Source organism: Amycolatopsis mediterranei, assembly GCF_026017845.1.
Lineage (GTDB): Bacteria > Actinomycetota > Actinomycetes > Mycobacteriales > Pseudonocardiaceae > Amycolatopsis > Amycolatopsis mediterranei.
Window position 1 is genome coordinate 2306147 of record NZ_CP100416.1, and the last position, 19415, is coordinate 2325561.

The 19415-nt window shown below is 71.1% G+C and carries 19 protein-coding genes; 8 read left to right on the plus strand and 11 right to left on the minus strand.

The genetic code is table 11. The features are described 5' to 3' along the window. Positions 1-67 precede the first annotated feature (67 nt). Genes ISP_RS11015 through ISP_RS11025 form a run of 3 tightly spaced genes read left to right on the plus strand, consistent with a single transcriptional unit; the run spans position 68 to position 2106 of the window. Entirely contained in the window at positions 68-1030 is a 963-nt protein-coding gene (locus ISP_RS11015; RefSeq protein ID WP_013223957.1) for a GNAT family N-acetyltransferase, read from the plus strand. Between the two features lie 55 nt (positions 1031-1085). Further along, positions 1086-1919 (plus strand): helix-turn-helix domain-containing protein, encoded by an 834-nt coding sequence (locus ISP_RS11020; protein ID WP_071831648.1) that lies wholly within the window; start codon positions 1086-1088, stop codon positions 1917-1919. A 25-nt stretch (positions 1920-1944) separates the two neighbouring features. Beyond that, on the plus strand, positions 1945-2106 hold the full coding sequence (locus tag ISP_RS11025) for a DUF397 domain-containing protein (RefSeq protein ID WP_378251298.1): 162 nt from the start codon (positions 1945-1947) through the stop codon (positions 2104-2106). Here the strand turns inward: ISP_RS11025 and ISP_RS11030 are convergent. Next, positions 2087-2986 (minus strand): 2-hydroxyacid dehydrogenase, encoded by a 900-nt coding sequence (locus ISP_RS11030; RefSeq protein WP_013223960.1) that lies wholly within the window; start codon positions 2984-2986, stop codon positions 2087-2089. The two genes, ISP_RS11025 and ISP_RS11030, sit on opposite strands and share 20 nt — an antisense overlap. A 250-nt stretch (positions 2987-3236) precedes the next feature. Here ISP_RS11030 and ISP_RS11035 point away from each other — a divergent pair, with 250 nt between their 5' ends. Continuing rightward, the gene (locus ISP_RS11035; protein ID WP_235204760.1) at positions 3237-4493 is read left to right on the plus strand and encodes a glycosyltransferase 87 family protein; all 1257 of its coding nucleotides are present in this window, start codon (positions 3237-3239) and stop codon (positions 4491-4493) included. A 245-nt stretch (positions 4494-4738) separates the two neighbouring features. Here the strand turns inward: ISP_RS11035 and ISP_RS11040 are convergent, their stop codons facing one another. Then, entirely contained in the window at positions 4739-5092 is a 354-nt protein-coding gene (locus tag ISP_RS11040; RefSeq protein WP_013223962.1) for a VOC family protein, read from the minus strand. A gap of 124 nt (positions 5093-5216) precedes the next feature. On the opposite strand from ISP_RS11040, the gene ISP_RS11045 reads away from it, so the two are divergent. From ISP_RS11045 to ISP_RS11055, 3 genes are read left to right on the plus strand one after another with little or no spacing between them, the layout of a single operon-like run. After that, positions 5217-6965, plus strand: coding sequence for a proline--tRNA ligase (locus ISP_RS11045; RefSeq protein WP_013223963.1), 1749 nt, complete (start codon positions 5217-5219; stop codon positions 6963-6965). Further along, positions 6965-7816, plus strand: coding sequence for a hypothetical protein (locus tag ISP_RS11050; RefSeq protein WP_013223964.1), 852 nt, complete (start codon positions 6965-6967; stop codon positions 7814-7816). Before ISP_RS11045 ends, ISP_RS11050 begins: the two co-directional genes overlap by 1 nt. A gap of 46 nt (positions 7817-7862) precedes the next feature. Continuing rightward, positions 7863-8537, plus strand: a complete 675-nt coding sequence (locus ISP_RS11055; protein ID WP_013223965.1) for a hypothetical protein — start codon at positions 7863-7865, stop codon at positions 8535-8537. Here the strand turns inward: ISP_RS11055 and ISP_RS11060 are convergent. The 5 genes from ISP_RS11060 to ISP_RS11080 all read right to left on the minus strand — a co-directional run bounded on the left by ISP_RS11060 (position 8515) and on the right by ISP_RS11080 (position 15447). Next, entirely contained in the window at positions 8515-10635 is a 2121-nt protein-coding gene (locus ISP_RS11060; RefSeq protein WP_176742185.1) for a bifunctional lysylphosphatidylglycerol flippase/synthetase MprF, read from the minus strand. The genes ISP_RS11055 and ISP_RS11060 overlap by 23 nt on opposite strands. Positions 10636-10833: 198 nt before the next feature. Next, positions 10834-11010 carry a hypothetical protein gene (locus ISP_RS11065; protein WP_230468758.1) on the minus strand — a complete coding sequence of 59 codons (177 nt, stop codon included), beginning with the start codon at positions 11008-11010 and terminating at the stop codon, positions 10834-10836. 44 nt (positions 11011-11054) lie between these two features. Then, a complete protein-coding gene (locus ISP_RS11070; protein WP_014466757.1) occupies positions 11055-11318 on the minus strand; it encodes a hypothetical protein in 264 nt (87 codons plus the stop codon). After that, entirely contained in the window at positions 11318-14497 is a 3180-nt protein-coding gene (locus ISP_RS11075; RefSeq protein WP_013223968.1) for an RHS repeat-associated core domain-containing protein, read from the minus strand. The genes ISP_RS11070 and ISP_RS11075 overlap by 1 nt, the downstream gene beginning before the upstream one ends. 254 nt (positions 14498-14751) lie before the next feature. Next, positions 14752-15447, minus strand: a complete 696-nt coding sequence (locus ISP_RS11080) for an HAD family hydrolase (protein ID WP_013223969.1) — start codon at positions 15445-15447, stop codon at positions 14752-14754. A gap of 105 nt (positions 15448-15552) precedes the next feature. Here ISP_RS11080 and ISP_RS11085 point away from each other — a divergent pair, with 105 nt between their 5' ends. Continuing rightward, on the plus strand, positions 15553-16545 hold the full coding sequence (locus ISP_RS11085) for a YhgE/Pip domain-containing protein (protein ID WP_176742186.1): 993 nt from the start codon (positions 15553-15555) through the stop codon (positions 16543-16545). Here ISP_RS11085 and ISP_RS11090 read toward each other — a convergent pair. The 4 genes from ISP_RS11090 to ISP_RS11105 all read right to left on the minus strand — a co-directional run bounded on the left by ISP_RS11090 (position 16483) and on the right by ISP_RS11105 (position 19409). Next, positions 16483-16893: a secondary thiamine-phosphate synthase enzyme YjbQ gene (locus ISP_RS11090; RefSeq protein WP_014466759.1), complete on the minus strand. Its 411-nt coding sequence runs from the start codon at positions 16891-16893 to the stop codon at positions 16483-16485. The two genes, ISP_RS11085 and ISP_RS11090, sit on opposite strands and share 63 nt — an antisense overlap. Before the next feature lie 162 nt (positions 16894-17055). Beyond that, positions 17056-17700 carry a response regulator gene (locus tag ISP_RS11095; protein WP_013223971.1) on the minus strand — a complete coding sequence of 215 codons (645 nt, stop codon included), beginning with the start codon at positions 17698-17700 and terminating at the stop codon, positions 17056-17058. A gap of 9 nt (positions 17701-17709) precedes the next feature. Further along, a complete protein-coding gene (locus ISP_RS11100) occupies positions 17710-19011 on the minus strand; it encodes a sensor histidine kinase (protein WP_013223972.1) in 1302 nt (433 codons plus the stop codon). Between the two features lie 197 nt (positions 19012-19208). Next, positions 19209-19409, minus strand: a complete 201-nt coding sequence (locus ISP_RS11105; protein WP_013223973.1) for a hypothetical protein — start codon at positions 19407-19409, stop codon at positions 19209-19211. Positions 19410-19415: the final 6 nt, after the last annotated feature.

A 19415-nucleotide genomic window follows, 5' to 3' on the forward strand; every position in this document is an offset into this window, starting at 1 on the left:
CGGCTGCTTCCGGCCGGGTGCGGTAATCGGGGTGCACGGACGCCGCCGCCCGGCCTAGCCTCCCGGCATGGACCTGAGCCGGCGCCCGTTGACCCTCGACGACGCTCCCGCCCTCGCCCGGCTGTACGCGGCGGCCGAGGAAATCGACCGGACGGGTGACCACTTCAGCGCGGACGACCTCCGCGACGAGCTGGACGCGCCCAACGTCGACCTGCTCCGCGCCACCGTCGGCGCCTGGGCGGGCGACCGGCTCGTGGGCTACGGCCTGGTCCGCCGCCGTGACGCCGCCGATCCCGTGCACATGATCCGGCTCCAGTCGGTCGTGCACCCGCAGCACCGCACCGACGCCGTCGGCACTCACCTGGTCGAGTGGTTCGCGCGCACGAGCCGCGAGGTCCACGAGCGCGCCTTCCCGGGCGCGCCCCTCGAACTGCACCACGGCAGTCACCAGAACGAGCGCTGGATCGCCGGGGTCCTCACCCGCGCGGGCTACACGCACGGCCGGACGATGGTCAACATGCGCGTCGGCCTCGCCGACCTGCCGCCGCAGCCGCCGCTGCCGGACGGTTTCGAGGCGGTGCCGTTCGCCTTCGAGCACGACCTCGCCGCGCTCGACGCCCGCAACGACACCTTTGCCGGCCACTGGGGCAGCACGGCCTACGAGCCGGACGCCTGGCGCCACCTGGTCACCGGCTCGAAGGACTTCCGCCCGGACCTGTCGTTCCTCGTCCTGGACGGCGACGACGGCGACAAGGTGCTGGCCTTCGTGCTGAGCCACCACTACGCGTCCGAAACCGCGGCGACGGGCATCCGCGAGCACTACGCCACCTGGGTGGGAACCCGGGCGGCGCTGCGCGGCCGCGGCGTCGCGTCCGGGTTGCTGGGCCACACGCTCCGGGCGGCGAAGGACGCCGGATTCGACCGGTCCGCCCTCAACGTCGACGTCGACAATGCGCACCGCGCGCTGGGCGTTTACGAACGGTGCGGATATCGCGTCGACGACGAATGGCACGTGTACGTGCTGTCCTGAAATCGGGACGCCCCACCGCCGATCGGGGAATGGACGGCATTCGTACCATCACGACATGAAGCCGACTTCCACCTCGCCCGGTTCGAGGGCATTGGCCGCTTCGCTGCGCGAAGTGCGGGTAGCGCGGGGAAAGGGACTGCGCGAACTCGCCCGGATGGTCCGGATTCTGCCGCAGTTGCTGTCGGCGTGGGAAAAGGGACAGCGGGTGCCGCAGCCGGAGGACGTGGCGCGGTTGCTGGGCGCGCTGCGGGTCGACGACGTGACCTACGACCGCATGATGCGCCTGGCCAGGCACGCCCGCGACGACAACTGGCTGGACTCGAACCCGTCCGATCTGCCGCCCGCGCTGAGCGGGATCGTGGAGTACGAGCGCACCGCCACCCGCATCACGAACTGGGAGCTCGCCATCGTGCCGGGCCTCCTGCAGACCCCGGACTACGCGCGGGCGATCCTGACCAATTCGGAGATCGAGCTGCCGCAAGCCGACACCAGACTGGTCGCGCGGTTGAACCGGCAAGGGATTCTCACGAGGCCGGATCCCGTCCGGCTCACCGCTTTGGTGGGCGAAATCGCGATCCGCGAAGAAATCGGCAGTGCCGACGTGATGTCGGACCAGATGGATCATCTGCTGAAGATGACTGGGCGGCCGAACATCTCGCTGCGGATCGTGCCCGCGAACATCGGCTATCACCCAGGGATGAATGGCTCGTTCATCCTGTACGAGTTCGCTGGCTTGTCGCCGATCGTGCACTTGGAGAACTCGCATGCCACCGCGTTCCTGCACGAAGATCAGGTAGTCGGCAGCTACCGGAAACAGGCTAAGATCCTGGCTGGCAAGGCACTGAGTGAAGACGACACCCGAGCCATGCTTCGGGAGGTCGCGCGATAGCCCGGGAGGCCTCGGCGTGGAGAACATGGTCTGGCACAAGTCGAGTTACAGCGGTGGTCAGTCCAACTGCGTCGAGGTGAAGCTCGACCGCTCGGTCGGCATCCGGGACACGAAGGCCCGGGAGCACGGCGAGCTGACCGTCTCGCGCGCCGCGTGGGCCGCCGCCGTCACTGCACTACGAGGTTGAGCAGCTCCTCACCCTGCGCGTACCTCCGCAGCTGCTCGCCCGCGAGCTTCTTCGCGCGCGGGTAGAACGACGCCGACCCGCCCGCGATGTGCGGCGTGATGACCACCCCCGGCACCGTCCACAGTGGATGGTCCGCGGGCAGCGGTTCCGGGTCGACGACGTCGAGACCGGCGCGGAGGCGTCCGGTGCGGGTCTCGGCGAGGAGTGCGTCGGTGTCGATCGCCGTGCCGCGGCCGACGTTGATCACCAGGGCGTCGTCGGGGAGGGCGGCGAGCTCGGCGGGGCCGATGAGGCCGCGCGTCGCGGGGGTGTCCGGCAGGACCAGCACGACGATGTCGGCCTCGGGTAGCAGCGCGGGCAGTTCGGCGACGCCGTGCACACCCTCGTCGGGACGGGGGCGGCTCGCCACCCGCGTCACCACGGCCTCGGCGGCGACGAGCTGGCGTTCGACGGCCTGCCCGATCGAGCCGTACCCGACGAGGAGCACCCGGCTGTCGGCCAGTGACCGTGTGTGTTCGCGGCTCCACTCGCCGCGCGTCTGCTGCGCGAACCAGCGCGGCAGGTCCCGCTGCGCCGCGTGGATGAGCGCGAGGGCGTGCTCGGCGACGCTCAGGTCGTGCAGCCCACGCCCGTTCGCGAGGCGCACGCCCTCGGGCAGCAGCGGCACGAGCGTCTCGACCCCGGCCGACAGCGACTGCACCACCCGCAGCGACGGCAGCTCCTTGATCAGCTTCGGCGGCTCCGGCCCGCGGTCGTAGGGCAGGACGTAGAACTCGACGTCGCCGAGATCGGCCGGAGGGACGCCGCCGTCGTAATAGGCGGCGCCGAGCCCTTCCGGCACGTCGATGTCGGTCCACGGCAGCAGTACGCGAGCGCTCATGCCGCCTTTCTACCCGCTCCCGGGTGCCGCGGCCCCGTGGGGAGGCGGTCCTCACCCTGGCGCCGGTGGATGACGAATCCGTGCAATTCTTTCCTTATTCGGCATGAATTCGAGGCGTACCGCCGGTGATTTCAGAGTATCCGCCGGAAACGGAAAAAGGTGATACGCGACGGGGGCGCGGAACGATATCGGGTGCGTGCGAGTCCGCGGACACGCACGCAGCGTTGTCGGCGGTTGGTCGGGAGGGCCTGTGACCGTTTCTCAGTTTCGCTTGTTCGCCAGGGTGGCTCCGTGGCTGCTGGTGGCACTGGCCGCCGGGACGGCGGTCCGGATCGGGCTGTCGGTCGACCAAGGGCTCGCCGCCCTTTCCGACACCCGGATCTACCACGCCGGCGTGCTCGCGTGGCTGGACGGAAAAGACTTCTACAACATCGTGCTTTCGAGCGAGGCGCACCCGGGGACCTACACGTATCCGCCGTTTTCCCTGCTGCCGTTCGGGCTGGTGCTGGGCTGGTACCAGCTCGGCGCGTTCGTGTTCACCGCGGGCAGCGTCGCGGCGCTGTTCCACATCCTCGTGCTCGTCCTGGCCCGGGCGTGGCCGGTGTTGCCGCACCGGCCCCTGATCGCCGCCGCCGGCACCGTCTGCGCGGTGCAGCTCGAGCCGCTGATCCACACGTTCTACTGGGGCCAGGTCAACGTCTTCCTGCTGTGGCTGGTCGCGCTCGACTGCCTGCACCGCAATCCCCGCTGGCCGCGTGGCGTGCTCGTCGGCGTCGCGGCCGCGATCAAGCTGACGCCGCTGGTGTTCGTGCTGTTCTTCCTGCTCGGCAGGCAGGTCCGCCCCGCGCTGGTCGCCGTCGCCGGCTTCGCCGCCTGCACCGGCTTGGCCTGGGCGATCGCGCCGCACGAATCGACGTTCTACTGGACGCGGGCGGTGTGGGACCCGGCCCGGATCGGCAACGTGGCCCTGCCCGGGAACCAGTCGTTGCGCGGTTTCGCCGCCCGGCTGGTCCCGCCGCCGGACGCGATGCTGCTCTGGGCGGCACTGGCGGCGACGGCGGCCGCCCTCGCCGCGGTGGTCATCGTCCGCTTCCGCCGCGACGGCGGCGACGTGCCGGCCTGGCTGGCGACGGCCGCGCTCGGCACGCTCGTTTCGCCGGTGTCGTGGACGCACCACTGGGTGTGGTTCGCCCCGCTGCTCCTGGTCACGGCGGTGTGGGCGGGCCGGGCACCGCGCCTGGCGGTGCCGGCGCTGGTCGTCGTCGGCGCGGTGGCCGTGTTCGCCCCGGCCGAGCTGTTCCCGGCAAGCCCGGGCGCGCCGTGGTGGACGCACCTGCTCGGGGAGAGCTACGTGGTCGCCGGGTTCCTGATGCTCGTGGGGTTGGCGGTGCTGCCGCGCAGGCTGCTGCCGTCCGGGCAGCGGGTGCCGGACACCCCGGAGTGGTGGACGGACCCCGGCGACCGGACGCGCGCCGAGCCGGTCCCGGCCGGGCGCGACGGAACCTGACCGCTCCGGCCGGCGCAGGAGGGCCCGGGCGTGGTGCCCTTCCCGCCGCCGGGGCTGGGTGGCCTGCTTGGCTGGGCGCCCGATTCGGGCTGGATGGCCCGTTCGAGCCCGGGCGACCTACCTGCGCCGACGGCCCGTGTGACCCGACCGACCACGCTCGGCTGGGCAGCTCGCCTGCCCCGGGCGCCCTCGCCCGGCTTGGGGACCGGCCCGTCCCCGGCGTAGCTCCTCTCAGTGCACCCCGGTCAGCTCACCCTCTCCGACACGCAGAACTCGTTGCCCTCCGGATCGACCAGCACCGTCCACGCCAGTCCCGGGACCTCGTGCTCCGCCACCTCCTTCGCGCCCAGCCCGACCAGCCGCTCCACCTCGGCCGCACGGTCGTCACCTCCGAAATCCACGTGCACCCGGTTCTTGCCCGCCCGGGCCTCCGGCACCCGCTGCAGCCCCACCGCCAGCCCGCCTCCCGGCGGTGGGGCCAGCACCACGAATTCGCCGTAGTCCTGCGCCACCTGCGTGCCCAGCGCCGCCGTCCAGAACTCCGCCAGCCGCCGGGGCTCCGCGCAGTCGATCGTGATCATGCCCATGTGGATCGCCATGCCCTCGAAGCTAGCGGCCACCACCGACAAAAACGGGCCGCCGAATAACCCGTTGGAGTCACGGCCGGGTGGTTGACTACCCTGAGCGGGACTTTCACACCCGCCCGGAGCAGGGAGCCCCCCAGTGATCACCAGGACTTCGTCGTTGTTCCTTCGCACGTTGCGCGAGGATCCGGCGGACGCCGAGGTACCGAGCCACCGGCTCCTGGTACGCGCCGGCTACGTCCGCCGGGTCGCCCCGGGCGGGTACTCCTGGCTGCCCCTCGGCCTGCGCGTGCTGCGCCGCATCGAGGCCGTCGTGCGCGAGGAAATGAACGCCATGGGCGCGCAGGAGATCCAGTTCCCCGCGCTGCTGCCGAGGGAGCCCTACGAGACCACCGGCCGCTGGACCGAGTACGGCGACGGCCTCTTCCGCCTCAAGGACCGCAAGGGCGCCGACTACCTCCTCGGCCCGACGCACGAGGAGCTCTTCGCCCTCACCGTCAAGGGCGAGTACAGCTCGTACCGCGACTACCCCGTCACGCTCTACCAGATCCAGACGAAGTACCGCGACGAAGCCCGCCCCCGGGCCGGCATCCTGCGCGGCCGCGAGTTCGTCATGAAGGACTCCTACTCCTTCGACCTCGACGACGAGGGTCTCGCGCGCTCCTACCAGGCCCACCGCGACGCCTACGTGAAGCTGTTCGACCGGCTCGGCCTCGAGTACGTCGTCGTGAAGGCGACGTCGGGCGCCATGGGCGGCTCGGCGTCCGAGGAGTTCCTCGCCGTCGCCGAGACGGGTGAGGACACCTACGTCCGCAGCACCGAGTCCGGTTATGCGGCGAACGTCGAAGCCGTCGTCACGCCTGCGCCCGCCGCGCAGCCCATCGAGGGCCGCCCCGAGGCGCAGGTGCACCACACGCCGAACACGCCGACCATCGAGTCGCTGGTCAACTTCCTCAACGACGCCGGCCTGGGCCGCACCTTCACCGCCGCGGACACGCTGAAGAACGTCATGCTCAAGACGCGTCAGCCGGGCTCGGCCGAGTGGGAGCTCGTCTGCGTCGCCGTCCCGGGCGACCGCGAAGTGGACATGAAGCGCCTCGAAGCGTCGCTGGAGCCGGCCGAGGTCGCGCTGCTCGACGAGGCCGACTTCGCGAAGAACCCGTTCCTCGTCAAGGGCTACATCGGCCCGAAGGCGCTGCAGGACAACGGCGTGCGCTACCTCGCCGACCCGCGGATCGTCCCCGGCACCGCCTGGGTCACCGGGGCCGACAAGGTCGACCACCACGTCGTCGACCTGCTGGCCGGGCGCGACTTCACCCCGGACGGCACGATCGAGGCCGCCGAGGTCCGCGAGGGCGACGCGTCGCCGGACGGCCACGGCACCCTGGTCGCCGCGCGCGGCATCGAGATCGGGCACATCTTCCAGCTCGGCCGCAAGTACACCGACGCCTTCGAGGTCGACGCGCTCGGCCCCGACTCGAAGCCGATCCGGATCACCATGGGTTCCTACGGCGTCGGCGTCTCGCGGCTGGTCGGCGTGCTCGCCGAGCAGAACCACGACGACCTCGGCCTGATCTGGCCGCGGGTGGCCTCGCCGTTCGACGTGCACATCGTCATCGCGGGCAAGGACGAGACGATCGCGGCCGGCGCCGAGAAGATCGCCGCCGAGCTGGACGCGGCCGGGGTCGAGGTCATCCTCGACGACCGCAAGGCGACTCCCGGTGTCAAGTTCGCGGACGCCGAGCTGGTCGGCGTGCCGACCATCCTGGTCGTCGGGCGCGGGCTGGCCAACGGCGTCGTCGAGGTCAAGGACCGGCGTTCGGGCGAACGCGAGGAGATCGCGGTCGAGGCCGTCGTCGAGCACTTGGTCAAGCTCGTCCGTTCCTGATGGGGCGGTTCTCGCGGCGGCCCGAAGACGGGCCGGGCTACGAGGACAACGCGGCGCTTCGCGGGTTCGGCGGTTACGAACCCGCGGACGCGCCGCGCGCGCAGCCGAAGCGGATCCGCCCGCGGCCGAAGCCGCTGAAGTGGCGGCGGGCGCCGTGGTTCGGGCTGGCGTTCATCGCCCTGGTGGCCGGCGTGCTGAACGCGCTGGGCGTCGGCAAGCAGCACCCGGCGTCGTCCTCGCCGCCGCCTGCGCCGCTGGTAGCGACGCCTTCGCCGCGCGCTGCGGTCCCGGCCGTGGTCGCGGGCTGGCAGTCCGTGGCGGGTCGTGACGGCTCGTACGCCTACGACGTCCCACCGGACTGGCAGCCGGCACCCGGTACCCAGCACGGCTGGGCCGGGGTCAGGCTCATCACGAGCGCGTTCCTGGGCAAATGCGGCCAGGCGACGCTGGGTGGCGCGGGCGTCACCACGGAACCCCTGGCCGACGTCGACGCGGCGGCGCGCAAGGCCGCCACGGACCTCGCGACGGCCGCGTACGGCGCGGCGCCCCAAGTGGACCCGGGGGCGGACGCGCAGGTTTCCCGAGCCGACGGCACGGCGGTCCCCGCCCGGGTCGTGGTCGCTTCGGTGACCCCGGCGCAGACGGGGGAGTGCGCGACCCGGCACGCGCTGGTGGCGGCGCTGGCGTTCGGCGGGGATTCGGGGACGTCCGGCGTGGTGGTGGCGTACGCGGACAGCGACCGGTCGGGGCCTTCCTCGCGGCAGGACCTGGAACGGATCGTGCGGAGTTACCGGTTCGTCCCGGCAGCCGACCGCAGGACGACAACGCCGCCGCCGACCACGTACCGCTAGCCAGGACGCCTTCCGCCGAGCGCCGGGATTCGGCAGGCTGCGGGGCATGAGCGGGGATGAGGCGAGACGGCTCGGCCGCGTCCGGGCCGTCGCGTTCGGGGTGCTGGCCGTTTCCGGGGTGCTGCTGCTGTTCGGGCCGTTGCTGGCCAAGGCCTGGATCTGGCTCGTCAAGCCGCGCGATCCGAACTGGTGGGGTGCCTCCGGGCAGTGGGTCGGGGGCATCGGCACGATCGGCGCCGTCGTGGTGGCGTTGTGGATCGCCATCCGCGACGGCCGGCTCGCGCAGGCTGACCGGCGGGAACGCGACCTGCGCGAGCGGCAGGAGCAGGCCGCGAAGGTGACCGCGTGGATCGAGTACACCGGCGTCCACGGCTACATGGTCGTCTCCAACGCGAACGCCGAAGCGGTCAACCACGTCGTGGTCTCGTTCGACCTCGTGCACCACCTGCCGATGACCGGCTCCACGCTGCACCGCGGGCCGGACATCGAGGACGACGAGTACCTCTACGCCATCCTGCCGCCCGGGAAGTGGCGGATGCCGATCCGCGAGGAATGGCAGCGCCCGAACCTGACCCCGGGAGTGATGCTCGCCTTCACCGACTCGCGCAACGGCCACTGGCTCCGCCTGACCGACGGACGGCTGATCCCGAAGGACCAGAACGTCGTGACCAGGCGGAAGATCCGGTTCCCGCAGCGGATCAGCGTGCCCGAGAGCTACTGACCAGCTTCGCCAGCTGCCGCAGGCGGACGTCCGGCAGGTAGGCCCGGCTCAGCGCCAGCCCGACGCGCGGCAGATCGGCTTCGTCGCGGAACGCCAGGTACAGCGGGACGTGCCGCGGCTGGAACTTCGCCTTGAACGCGTGCAGGGAACGGAATCCGTAGTACGGCTCCATCACCCGGCCCAGCGACTCCAGCGCCCGGTCCACCGGACGCGCCGGCCCGGAGCTGCTGCGGGCCAGCGGCGCCCCCGAGAGCGAGACGAACCGCGCGCCTTCGTCGCGGAAGGCCAGACAGGCCGAGGCGATGAGGAACTCCATCACCGGGCGGAAGCCGTGGGCGCTGCGGCGCATGACGTCCAGCGTCCAGCCGCCGATCTTGCCGGCGCCCGTGTGGACCGGCAGCCACGACGTGACGCCGTGGACCGTGCCCTCCGCGTCGACCGCCAGCCCGACCCGGGTGGCCGGGTCCATCGCCTCGTCGAGGCCGCCGAGGGTGAAGCCCATCTCCGGCATGGCCTTGCCGGACATCCACTCCTCCGACAGCGCCCGGACCTGGGCCAGGATCGGCTCGGGCTGATCGGCCAGGCGGACCAGCCGGAACTCGATCTCCTGCTTGGCCGCCTTGTTCAGCGCCGAGCGGACGTCTTGCCAGGCCTTGCCGCGGAACTCGAGGCCGTCGAGGTCGAGCACGTTGTCCTCGGCCACCTGGACGTGCTGCCAGCCCAGCTCGCGCGTCGCCGCGACGGTGGCTTCCGTCGCCGAGAACACGCACGGCACCAGCCCGGAGTTCTCGCACATCGCGGCGAACTCGGTGACCGTGGCGGCCGCCGTGCCGTCCGGCGCGATCGGGTCGCCGAGCGCGACCGCGACCCCCGCGTGACGGCGGTAGGCGAGGTACGAGCGGCCGTCCGCGCGGACGAAGTAGGTGTTGCGCGGCCACGTCGTCATCCACGACAGCGTGCTGCCGCCGTGGTGCCCCAGCAGGGTGCGGGCCAGCGCCGGTCCCGGGCCCTGCGCGTGGCGCCGCAGCCGGCGTCGCGAAGGCACCCGGAAGGCGTGCCGCGCGGCGATCAGGACGCCCAGCTCGACCGTCCACAAGAGATTGTCCACGAAGAACAGCGGCAGGCCCGCGGTGTCGTAGTCGCCGCCGAAGATGTCGGCCACCCCGAGGAGCGTCGCGACGGCGAGCCCTTGCAGCGTCACGAACGCCGAGAGCGCGACGGCCCAGCGCCACGCGACGCGGCTGCCCTTGCGCAGCCCGTTGAGCATCGGCACCACCAGCAGGACCAGCACGCCGAGCTCCGGTGCCGACAGCGAAACGCCGTCGTCCGAGCCGAACGGGCCGTCGCCGGGCACCAGGAACATGACGATCTCGGCGATGGTGAGCAGCAGCAGGCCGGCCACGGCCAGCACCCGCCACTCCCGCAGGTTCGGCGTCGCCACCTCGCCCGCCTGCCGCGAGCCCACCAGGCGCTTGCCGAGCGGGAGCGCCAGCAGCAGCGCGAAGAAGTGCACGAGGTCGGCCAGCGTGCCGACGTAGACGATCGCGACCCCGGCGTACACGCACAGGCCGGCCCGCAGCCGCAGGGCCCACGGCGGCCGCAGCGTCGCGCTGGCGATCGCCACCGCGGCGAGTGCGCCGCCGGAGAACCCGACGTCGAGGCTGCCCGCGACCCGCTCGGCCCACAGCCAGCCGGAGTTGCGGGACAGCGCGAGGAACTGGGTCGCGACGAGCACCGAGACCAGCTGGCCGCCGATGGTCACGGCCATCGTGCGCCGCGTCCCCAGCTTCCACTCGGCGAAGCCGGCGAAGAGCGCGAAGCTGCCGACCATCGGAAGGTAGTACCACGGGATGACGGCGAAGAACGGCCCGGTGAGCATCGTCCACCACCGGCCCGCCTCCAGCGACGGCAGCCCGTAGGCGACGAACGGGTAGGCCGCACGGTCTTCGGCGGCGTTCCACAGTGCCCCGGTCGCGACGGCCAGCACCAGCATCGCGAGCGTGACATTGCTGGTGAACGGCAGCCGCTGTCTCAGCACCGCAACCGTGCTCCGGATGCGACCCCCTTCGGCGGGCAGCGCCGCCCCTGCGTCAGTCATGGGGAAGAGTCTGTCGAGTCCCCGTCGCCGCGGACATCGGGCAGGGGGACGAGATTTCCCCTAGGGGTGTCGTCCTTTCGGCTGAGGGATGTCCCCCTCTCGAGGAGGATGTGCCTGGTCACCGGCCGGTTGGTCCTGACCGTGGCCGAGGTGGGTGGGACTCGGACCCGAGCTCCACCCACCTCGGCCGGCCTCAGGCTATTTCCCGGGGCGGACGGCTATCCATCCCATCAGCACCATGAGGGCAAGCCCGATCACCGCGGCCAGGATGCCGACCCACCACATCGGAGGATCCGAGAGGGTGTAGGAGAAGCCGACTGCCGCCACCAGGATCAAGAGGACGGCGATCATCCAGTTCTTCTTGTTCTTGCTCACGGTGCCTTCCATCGATGCGGTTCCTGCCTGCCTACTTCCTGTTGTCAGTTGTACGGCGGGCGTAGTGCAACACGAAGCAGCAGGCCGGTCGCGACGAACCCGAGCGCCGCCAGAATGACGACCGCAATCCAGTTCGTTGGTGTTCTGATGACAAAGAACATCATGGCGACCGCAATTGCGAAGACCAGGAGAGAGTGCCACAAGACACGTTTCTGCTTGGCGGTAATTTCGGGACTTTTTGCCACAACGCTCCTTAATACAACCACCTGCTGGCCCGCAGGTAGGCGGGCCAGCAGGCTCCACTTCATCAGCGACTGATGAACCTCTTCAGGAGCTTCCACCCCCCGCCGCCAAGGGCACCCAAGCCGCCGCCGATTGCGCCACTGATGAAACCGTCACGAACCTTGCCCGAGTCGCCTCCTCCGATCAAAGCGCCGGCACCGCCGCCGACGCCCCCGAAGATCACACCGGCACTGACGGCGCCGATCAGGCAACCGGCTCCCGCGGTGCCGGCGCAGATCGCAGCCCCGAGCGCGACTCCCATAGCTCCTCCGGCGTAGCTGCCGATGTCCTGGCCGAGGTCGGCGAAGCCGTAGTCGCCGTTGGGGTCACTGTGGTTGATCGGGTCGCCCTTGCCGTAGGCGTAGGCGTTGTTTTCCTGGCCGGTGGGGTCGGGCTGGGTGAAGCGGGCGTAAGCGGGGTTGTAGTGGCGGTAACCGGTCAAGTATTCGCTGCTGGCGAGCTGGTAGCTGCCCAGCCACCGCAGCCGGTTGGCCGAGCCCGCCGGGCCGGTGATGCCGGTGTTGAACCCATACGGCGTGTAGGTGTAGGTGGCGGTCACCACGCCGGTGTCGTCAACCAGGGCGAGGACGCTGCCCTGGTAGTCGGTGATGGCGTTGTGGTGCTTGCCCGCCGCGTCGACCAACCCGGTCAGGTTGCCGTCGACGTCGTGGGCGTAGGTGGTCGCGGCGCCGTTGTCCACGGTCCGCGAAATACCCAGTGCGGTGCGGGTGAAAACGTGCGTGACGTCGCCCGACCCGACCCGCTCGGTGATCGAAGCGGCCTGCGTCTGGTCGAGGGTGTCGTAAGACCCGCTGAACAGCGTGCCCGAGCTGGACGTGACCGAGGTCAGCTGGTTGGTGTCGCTGTAGTGCGCGTCGCCGCCGGGGTTGGTGGTGGTGAGGTTGCCGGCGCCGTCGTAGCCGGCCGTGATGGTGTCGATCTTGGTCATCTGGTCGGCGTCGTTGACGGTGTAGGTCCGGCCGTCGCCTGCGGTGATGTTGCCGGCGTTGTCGTAGGCGTAGGTGCGGCCGCCGGCCTTGGTGAGGCGGCCGAAGCCGTCGTAGGTGTTGTCGGCGGTGCCGGTGGAGTCGGTGCGGGACTGCACCTGGCCGGTGTCGGTGCCGTCGGGCTTGGTGTAGCGGTAGCTGGTCGACAGCAGCGTCGAGCCCGCGGAGTTCTTGACCGTGATCCCGGTCTGCCGGCCGGACTTGTCGACCCCGATCGTTTCGGTGCTGCCACCGGGCAGGGTGGCCGAGGTGCGGTGGTCGGAGTTGTCGTAGCCGTAGGTGGTGGTCGTGTTCGCCTGGTCCTTGACCGAGGTCAGCCGGTCGGCGGCGTCGTAGCCGTAGTAGATCCAGCCGGTCGGGTCGTCGACCGCGGTGACGTTCCCGGCCTGGTCGTAGTGGTAGGTCGCCGTCTGCGAGCCGGTGCCGGCGGTGCGCACGACCCGGGTGAGCAGGCGTCGTTCGTAGCTGTTGGTGAGCGTGGCCCCGGCGGTGGTGGCGACGGTGCGGTTTCCGGTCTGGTCGTAGGTGTAGGCGGCCAGCCCGGTGCCGTCGGCTTTGGCGACGGAGACGACGTGGTCGAGCTTGTCGTAGCCGTAGACCAGCTTGACGCCGTTGCCGTCGGTCACGCTGGTGACGCGGGAGAGCGAGTCGTAGGTGTAGGTGGTGGGCTTGAGCGGCAGCGGCGGGGTCACCGTGGTGAGGTTCCCGGCGGTGTCGTAGCCGTAGGTGGTGGCGTGCCCGTTGCCGTCGGTCGATTTCGTCACCAGGCCGGTGCTGTACTCGTAGCTCGCGACGTCGGCGTTGAGCGCGTCGGAATGCACCTTGGTGACGTTGCCGGCCTTGTCGTAGGTGCTGTTCACCTTGTTGCCGGAGAAGTCCGCGACCTGCGTGGGCAGGTGCGGGTGGGCGGTGTCGGTGTAGCCGGCGCTCATCGTCGCGCCGGTGGGGAGCTTGCCGCCCTTGAGGTTATTGAGCGGGTCGTAGTCGTAGGTGACCGAGTTGCCGGTCGCATCCGTCAGCGAGTTCACGTCACCGTGCGCCGACCAGCCCTGGTTCCGGGAGTGCCCGAGCGCGTCGGTGGCCTTGGTCTGCCGCCCGCCGTCGTCGAAGGTGTAGGTGCTCTTGTGCCCGTTGGGGTCGGTGACCGTCGTCGTGCCGGAGCCGTAGGCGTACCCGGTGACACTGGCGACGCCGCCGTAATTCGGCTCGGTCACCTGGGTCACGCGGCCACCGGCGTCGTAGGACAGCGTGTAGGACCGCCCCAGCGTGGTGGTCAGCGTCGTGATCCGGCCGTTGGCGTCCAGCCCGAAGTTCATGCTGTCGCCGTTGCGGTTGGTGATCTTCGTGAGGTGCCCGTTGCCGTCGTAGCCGTAGGCGCCGGCCGTCACCCCCGCCGGATCGGTCACCGCGGTGATGCGGCTGTTGCCGTACGTGGTGGTCGTGACCCGGCCCTGAGTGTCGGTGATCGAGGCGAGGGTGCCGTCGGAAGCGTTGTAGCGGTAGGTGATCGTGTGCCCGTTGCGGTCGGCCTGCGAGAACAACCGCCCGTCACCGGTGAACAGCTTCGTTTCGCCCGAGCTGTCCTGCGAGAGCGCGTACTTGCCGTCCGGCAGCTTGGTCAACGTGGCGTGCATACCGGACGGCGTGGCGTAGCTGCCGTCGTCGTTCTTGGTGAACTCCGCGCAATACCCGGTCGGGTCGTAGAGCACGATCCGCCGGTCGGGGTCGGGGTAGATCACGAGCTTCACGTCCGGGCCGCCGGACACCGTCCAGAACGTCCCGAATGCTCCGCCGCGGGTGAGGTTGGCGCTGTTGTAGACGGCGTCGACCGACATGTTCAGGCCGGTGCCCTTGACCGTCAGCGCCCGGTCGGTGATGACCGCATTGCCGCTGTAGCGGTTGACCAGCAACTCCGTGCGGTCCGAGATCGCGTACCGGTCCATCGCGAACCACGGCTGGGTGCCCGACTGAGTCGTGTCGCACACCAGCGACTGGACGGACGCACCCGATCTCGGCGCCGGTCTCACCGGTACCTGGTCGGCCAGGACACCGGTCGGCGTGCGGTTCACCTGCGCCGGCGGCGTCCACGACACCGGCAGCGGCACGCCGTCCTGGCCGGAGCGCGGGGCGGCCGACGCGGTCGCCGGAACGGCGGCGATCAGCGCCCCCGCGGAAACGAACGTGATTGTGCGCAGCACAAAGTGCCGCAACGATTTCCGTTGCATAGTAAGGTGAATCTCCCCTCGGGACCGGTGGCCCACCCCCCGGCGACACGATGTCGCCAGACCTTGCGAATTTATGACCAACGATCACCGGGTCGCGAGCGCGAAAGATCCGGACCACTCGAACGTTCTAACGCGGACCACACAGATTGCTCCGATCGGCACATCGGATGCCTGCGCGCGCAGGCAGGCCGGAAACCCGGCCCGGGCGGCCTTTCGGCGGTTGCGGCTCAGCCGAGGACCGCGCGCCGGACCGCGTCGGTGTCGGTCAGGTCGGGCAGCACGGTGTGCGCGCCCTCCGCCCGCAGTTCCCCGGCGGAATAGTGCCCGGTGGCCACGGCGACGGAGATCGCGCCGTTGTCGACCGCGGCCCGGACGTCGTTCGGCGTGTCGCCGATGACGACCACCGCGTCGGCGCCGAATTCGGTGCCGTGCTTGGCCGCCGCCAGCCCCACCGCGTGCGGGACGAGGTCCGGGCGGTGCACCGACAGCGTCCCGTAGCCGCCGATCTCCAGGTCGAGGTGCTCGTCCAGGCCGAAGGGGACGAGCTTGTGGCGCGAGATCTCCGGCAGGTTGCCGGTGACGAGCGTCTGCACGACGTCCCCGCCGGCGGCGAACGCGGTCAGCGCCTCGGCCGCGCCCGGCAGCGGGCGGGCCGTCTCCGCGAAGGTGTGCCGGTGGCGTTCCGACTCCGCCACCAGTGCTTTGAACAGCGCCTGGATCGTCTCTTCCGAGGCCTCGAAGCCGTTCGCGGTGAGCAGGTCGGTCGTCGTCGCGCGTTCCGTGCGGCCGCCGAACACCGGGCGCACGCGCAGGGTCGCCCCGGTCGCGGCGGTGAACGCGGTCCCGTACCAGGCCGCGCCCAGTTCGGAGAAGTCCACGAGCGTGTGGTCGATGTCCCAGAGCACCAGCCGCTTCTTCGTCACGGCTCCGAGGCTACCGGGGACGTTATTCAACGCGCGTTGACTTTTGCCGGGCCGGGTCGTACCTTGAGCCGTAATTCAACACGCGAAGAATAAGTGGAGGCAGTGATGACCCGTCCCGCAGGGGTGCTCGCCCTGGTCGCCGCCGTGGCCGGCGCGCTGGTGGCGGTGGTGCTCGGATTCCTCACCTTCGGCGCGCAGGCGACCCTCGCGCCCGACGGTGTTCCGGTCGCGGTCGCCGCCCCGCCGGAGATCGCGCAGCGCATCGCCGCGCACGGCGGCGGCCAGCTCGCCTGGACCGTCGCGACCCCGGCCGAAGCGCGGCAGCTCTTGGAAGACAAGAAGGTCTACGGCGTGCTCGAACTCGCCCCGGGACCGGCCGCGACGGTCGTGACTTCGGGGGCGGTCAACCCGGCCGGCACCCAGGTCGCCCAGCAGGCGCTGACCGGCGCCGCGACCGCGCTGGCCGGCGCGCCGAAGCAGGAGGTCCTGCACCCGGCAGGCGCCGCGGGCCGGGTCGCGCCGCTGGCCGCGAGCGCGCTGGCGTGGATCGGCGCGCTCATCGCCGGGCTCGCGCTGACGCAGCTCGCGAAGCGGACCGGCCGCCCGATCGGGGCCGGGGCGCGGTTCCTGCAGGTGACCGGGGCCGGCGTGCTGATCACGGCGGTCGTGGCCGGCTTCTTCGCGCTGTGGGATTCGGCGTTGCCGCTGACCCCGGACGTCCTCGGCTTCGTCTTCCTCGCCGCGACGGCTTTCGCGGCCCTGCAGGCCGGGCTGCTGCGCGTGCTGGGCCTGCGCGCGATGGCCGTCCTCGCGCCGCTGTACCTGGTCGCGCCCGCGGTGGCCGGGCAGGTGCCGGAGCTGCTGAACCCGGCCTACCGCGCGCTGCTGTGGTCGTGGACGCCGTTCCGGTTCTCCGCCGAAGGCCTGCGCAGCCTGCTGCAGGGCGTGCCGGACGCGCCGGACGTGACGACCGCGCTGTGGGTGCTCGGCGCCCTGCTGGCCGTGGGCCTGCTGGTGACGCTGTGGCCGGGCCGGTCAGCCCGCCAGGAGGCTGAACCGCACCTTGCGGACGGGGTTGTCGAGGTTGGTGTCCACTAGGCAGATCGACTGCCAGGTGCCCAGCGCCAGGACGCCGCCGAGCACCGGGACCGTCGCGTAGGGCGGCACCAGCGCCGGGAGCACGTGGTCACGGCCGTGACCCGGGCTCCCGTGCCGGTGCCGCCAGCGGCCGTCTCGGGGGAGCAACTCGTCGAGCGCGGTCAGCAGGTCCTCGTCGCTGCCGGCGCCGGTTTCCAGGATGGCCAGCCCGGCGGTGGCGTGCGGGACCCAGACGTGCAGCAGCCCGTCGGTGGCGTCGGCGTCGCGCAGGAAGGCCTCGGCTTCGTGGGTGAGGTCGTGGACGACGGCTTCGGAGCCGGTGCGGACCTCGATCTCGGTGGAGTACATGCGGCCCAGCCTAAGGAGCCGCGGGCTTCTTCGCGGGTTCGGCGGTCATGGTGGGTCCAGCTGCTCGAGCACTACGCCGGGCAGCTGCCGCGGCCCGGGCTGCCGGACGGTCCGCGGAAAGCCGGACGGGGACCGGCCCCGCTACCGCGACCAGGTGTTCGCTCAGGAATCCAGGTAGCGCAGCACCGCGAGCACCCGGCGGTTGTCCCCTTCGGACGGTGGCAGGCCGAGCTTGCCGAAGATCGACGTCACGTACTTCTCCACCGAGCCGGGCGAAAGGAACAGCTTCGCCGCGATCGCGGAGTTCGACCGGCCTTCCGCCATCAGGCCCAGCACATCGCGTTCCCGCGGGGTGAGCGCGCCGAGCGCGTCCGTCCGGCGCGTCGCCGAGAACAGCTGGCTGACGACTTCGGAGTCGAGGACCGTTTCGCCGTCCGCCACCCGGCGCAGCGCGTCGAGGAAGTCCGAGACCTCGGCCACGCGGTCTTTGAGCAGGTAGCCGACGCCGCCCGCGCGGTCGGCCAGCAGCTGGGCCGCGTACTTCGTCTCGACGTACTGGGAAAACAGCAGGATCGCGCAGCCCGGGAGCTCGCGGCGCAGCGCGATCGCCGCCCGCAGGCCTTCGTCGGTGTGCGTCGGCGGCATCCTGATGTCCACAATGGACACGTCGGGTGCGTGGGTGCCGACCGCTTCGCGCAGCGCGTCGGCGTCCTTCACCGCGGCGACGACTTGGTGGCCGCGGAAGGTCAGCAGCTCGACGAGGCCGTGGCGCAGGATGGTGGAGTCCTCCGCGATGACGATCCGCATGCCGCGACCCTAGCGGGGCAGCGGCACCCGTGCGGACACTTCGGTCGGACCGCCTTGCGGGCTGCTGACGGTCAGTTCGCCGTCGACCGTGCGCAGCCGCTCGGCGACGCCGGCCAGGCCGCCGCCCGGCACGATCCGCGCGCCGCCGGAGCCGCTGTCGCGGACACGCAGCCGCAGGACGTCGCGCTCCTCGGTGACTTCGACCAGCGTCGTCCCGCCGTGTTTCGCGGCGTTCGTGAGCAGCTCGGCGGCGCTGAAGTAGAGGATCGTCTCCAGCGAGGGCGGTGGACGGCGCGGCAGGTCCACGGCGACCCGCGCGTCGATCCCGGACGTCGCGACGAGCGTGGCGAGGGCGACGTCGAGGCCGGCGTCCAGCGCGGCCGGGTGGATGCCGCGGGCGAGGTCGCGCAGCTCGGTCAGCGCCTGCTTGGCGTTGGCGTGCGCGGCGGTGACCAGCTCGTTGACCTGCGGGAGGCCGGCGTCCGCCAGTTCGTCCTTGGCCAGTCCGAGCTTCATGGCCAGCGCGACGAGCTGGGCCTGCGCGCCGTCGTGGAGGTCGCGTTCGATGCGGCGCAGCCGCAGGGCGGCGTCCTCGACCGCGGTCGCGCGGCTCGCTTCGAGGTCACGCACCCGTTCGGTCAGCTCACGCGCGCCGAGCAGCCCGACGACCAGCAGCCGGTCGAGGGCGGCGAAGGCGTGCGTCACCCGCGGCAGCGCGACCAGCACGAGCAGCCCCGACGCCGACCAGACCAGCGCACCGGCCCAGCTTTCGGCGTGGATGGCGAAGACCGGCAGCCGGCGTTCGCCCAGCGGGAACCAGAGGAAGGAGTAGGTGGTGGCGGCGACGCTGTAGACGGTCGCGACGAAGACGGTGAAGAGGCCGGCCAGCGTGAGCGGCAGCCGCAGGAGCAGGTAACCGGCGGCCCGCCAGCCCGCCGGATCGCCGACGCGCGCTTTGACCCAGCTCCACAGCCCGGGCTTGAGTTCGGGCCGCCGCGGCGCGGGGACGCTGACGCCGAGCAGGCGTTTCGCGAGGCCGCGGTGGGCGGCGCCGAGGCCGCGGGCGTAGAAGACGGCGCCGGCCAGGACGAGGAAGCCGAGCAGGACCGGGGTGAGCCAGAGGCCGAGCGCGACGACGACGAGGAAGCTGACCAGCGAGAAGACGGTGAGCGGGGCGGCGAGCGACAACCAGAGGTACTCGGCCCGGAAGTCCCGCGAGGCGAGGGGGCCGAAGACGCGGCGCAGGGGGTGGTGGGGTGGGTCGAGGGTGGTCACGGATTCAGTTTCACCCGGCGCGGCGGCCGGGCCCATCCGGTTTTCCCCCGGTCCACGCCCCGGAAAGGTCCAGTGTGGTGCCGGGCGCTGCCGATCCGGGTTTCCCCGGTGTGCCCTCAGGCGGCCCGGGGGCGCCCCCCGAATTCCACGCTACCGGAGACCACCGACAATTCCGTCACGCAAAGAGCCGGCTCGAGGACCTTCGTCCCCAAGCCGGCCTTTGTGAAGAGGACTCACAGCGTGTCCGGGTCGTCCTCCTGGGCCCGCTGCGCGGCTTCCCGCATCTCGATGACGTCGGTGAGCCAGTCGCCCGTCTCGCGGGCGATGTCGCGGATCGCGCCGGTGATGATCGAAGCTATGTTGCCGACGTGCGTCGCCGCTGATTCGGTGATCACCTGCAGGGTGTCCTTCTCCCGTTCGAACTGACCCACCATGTCACC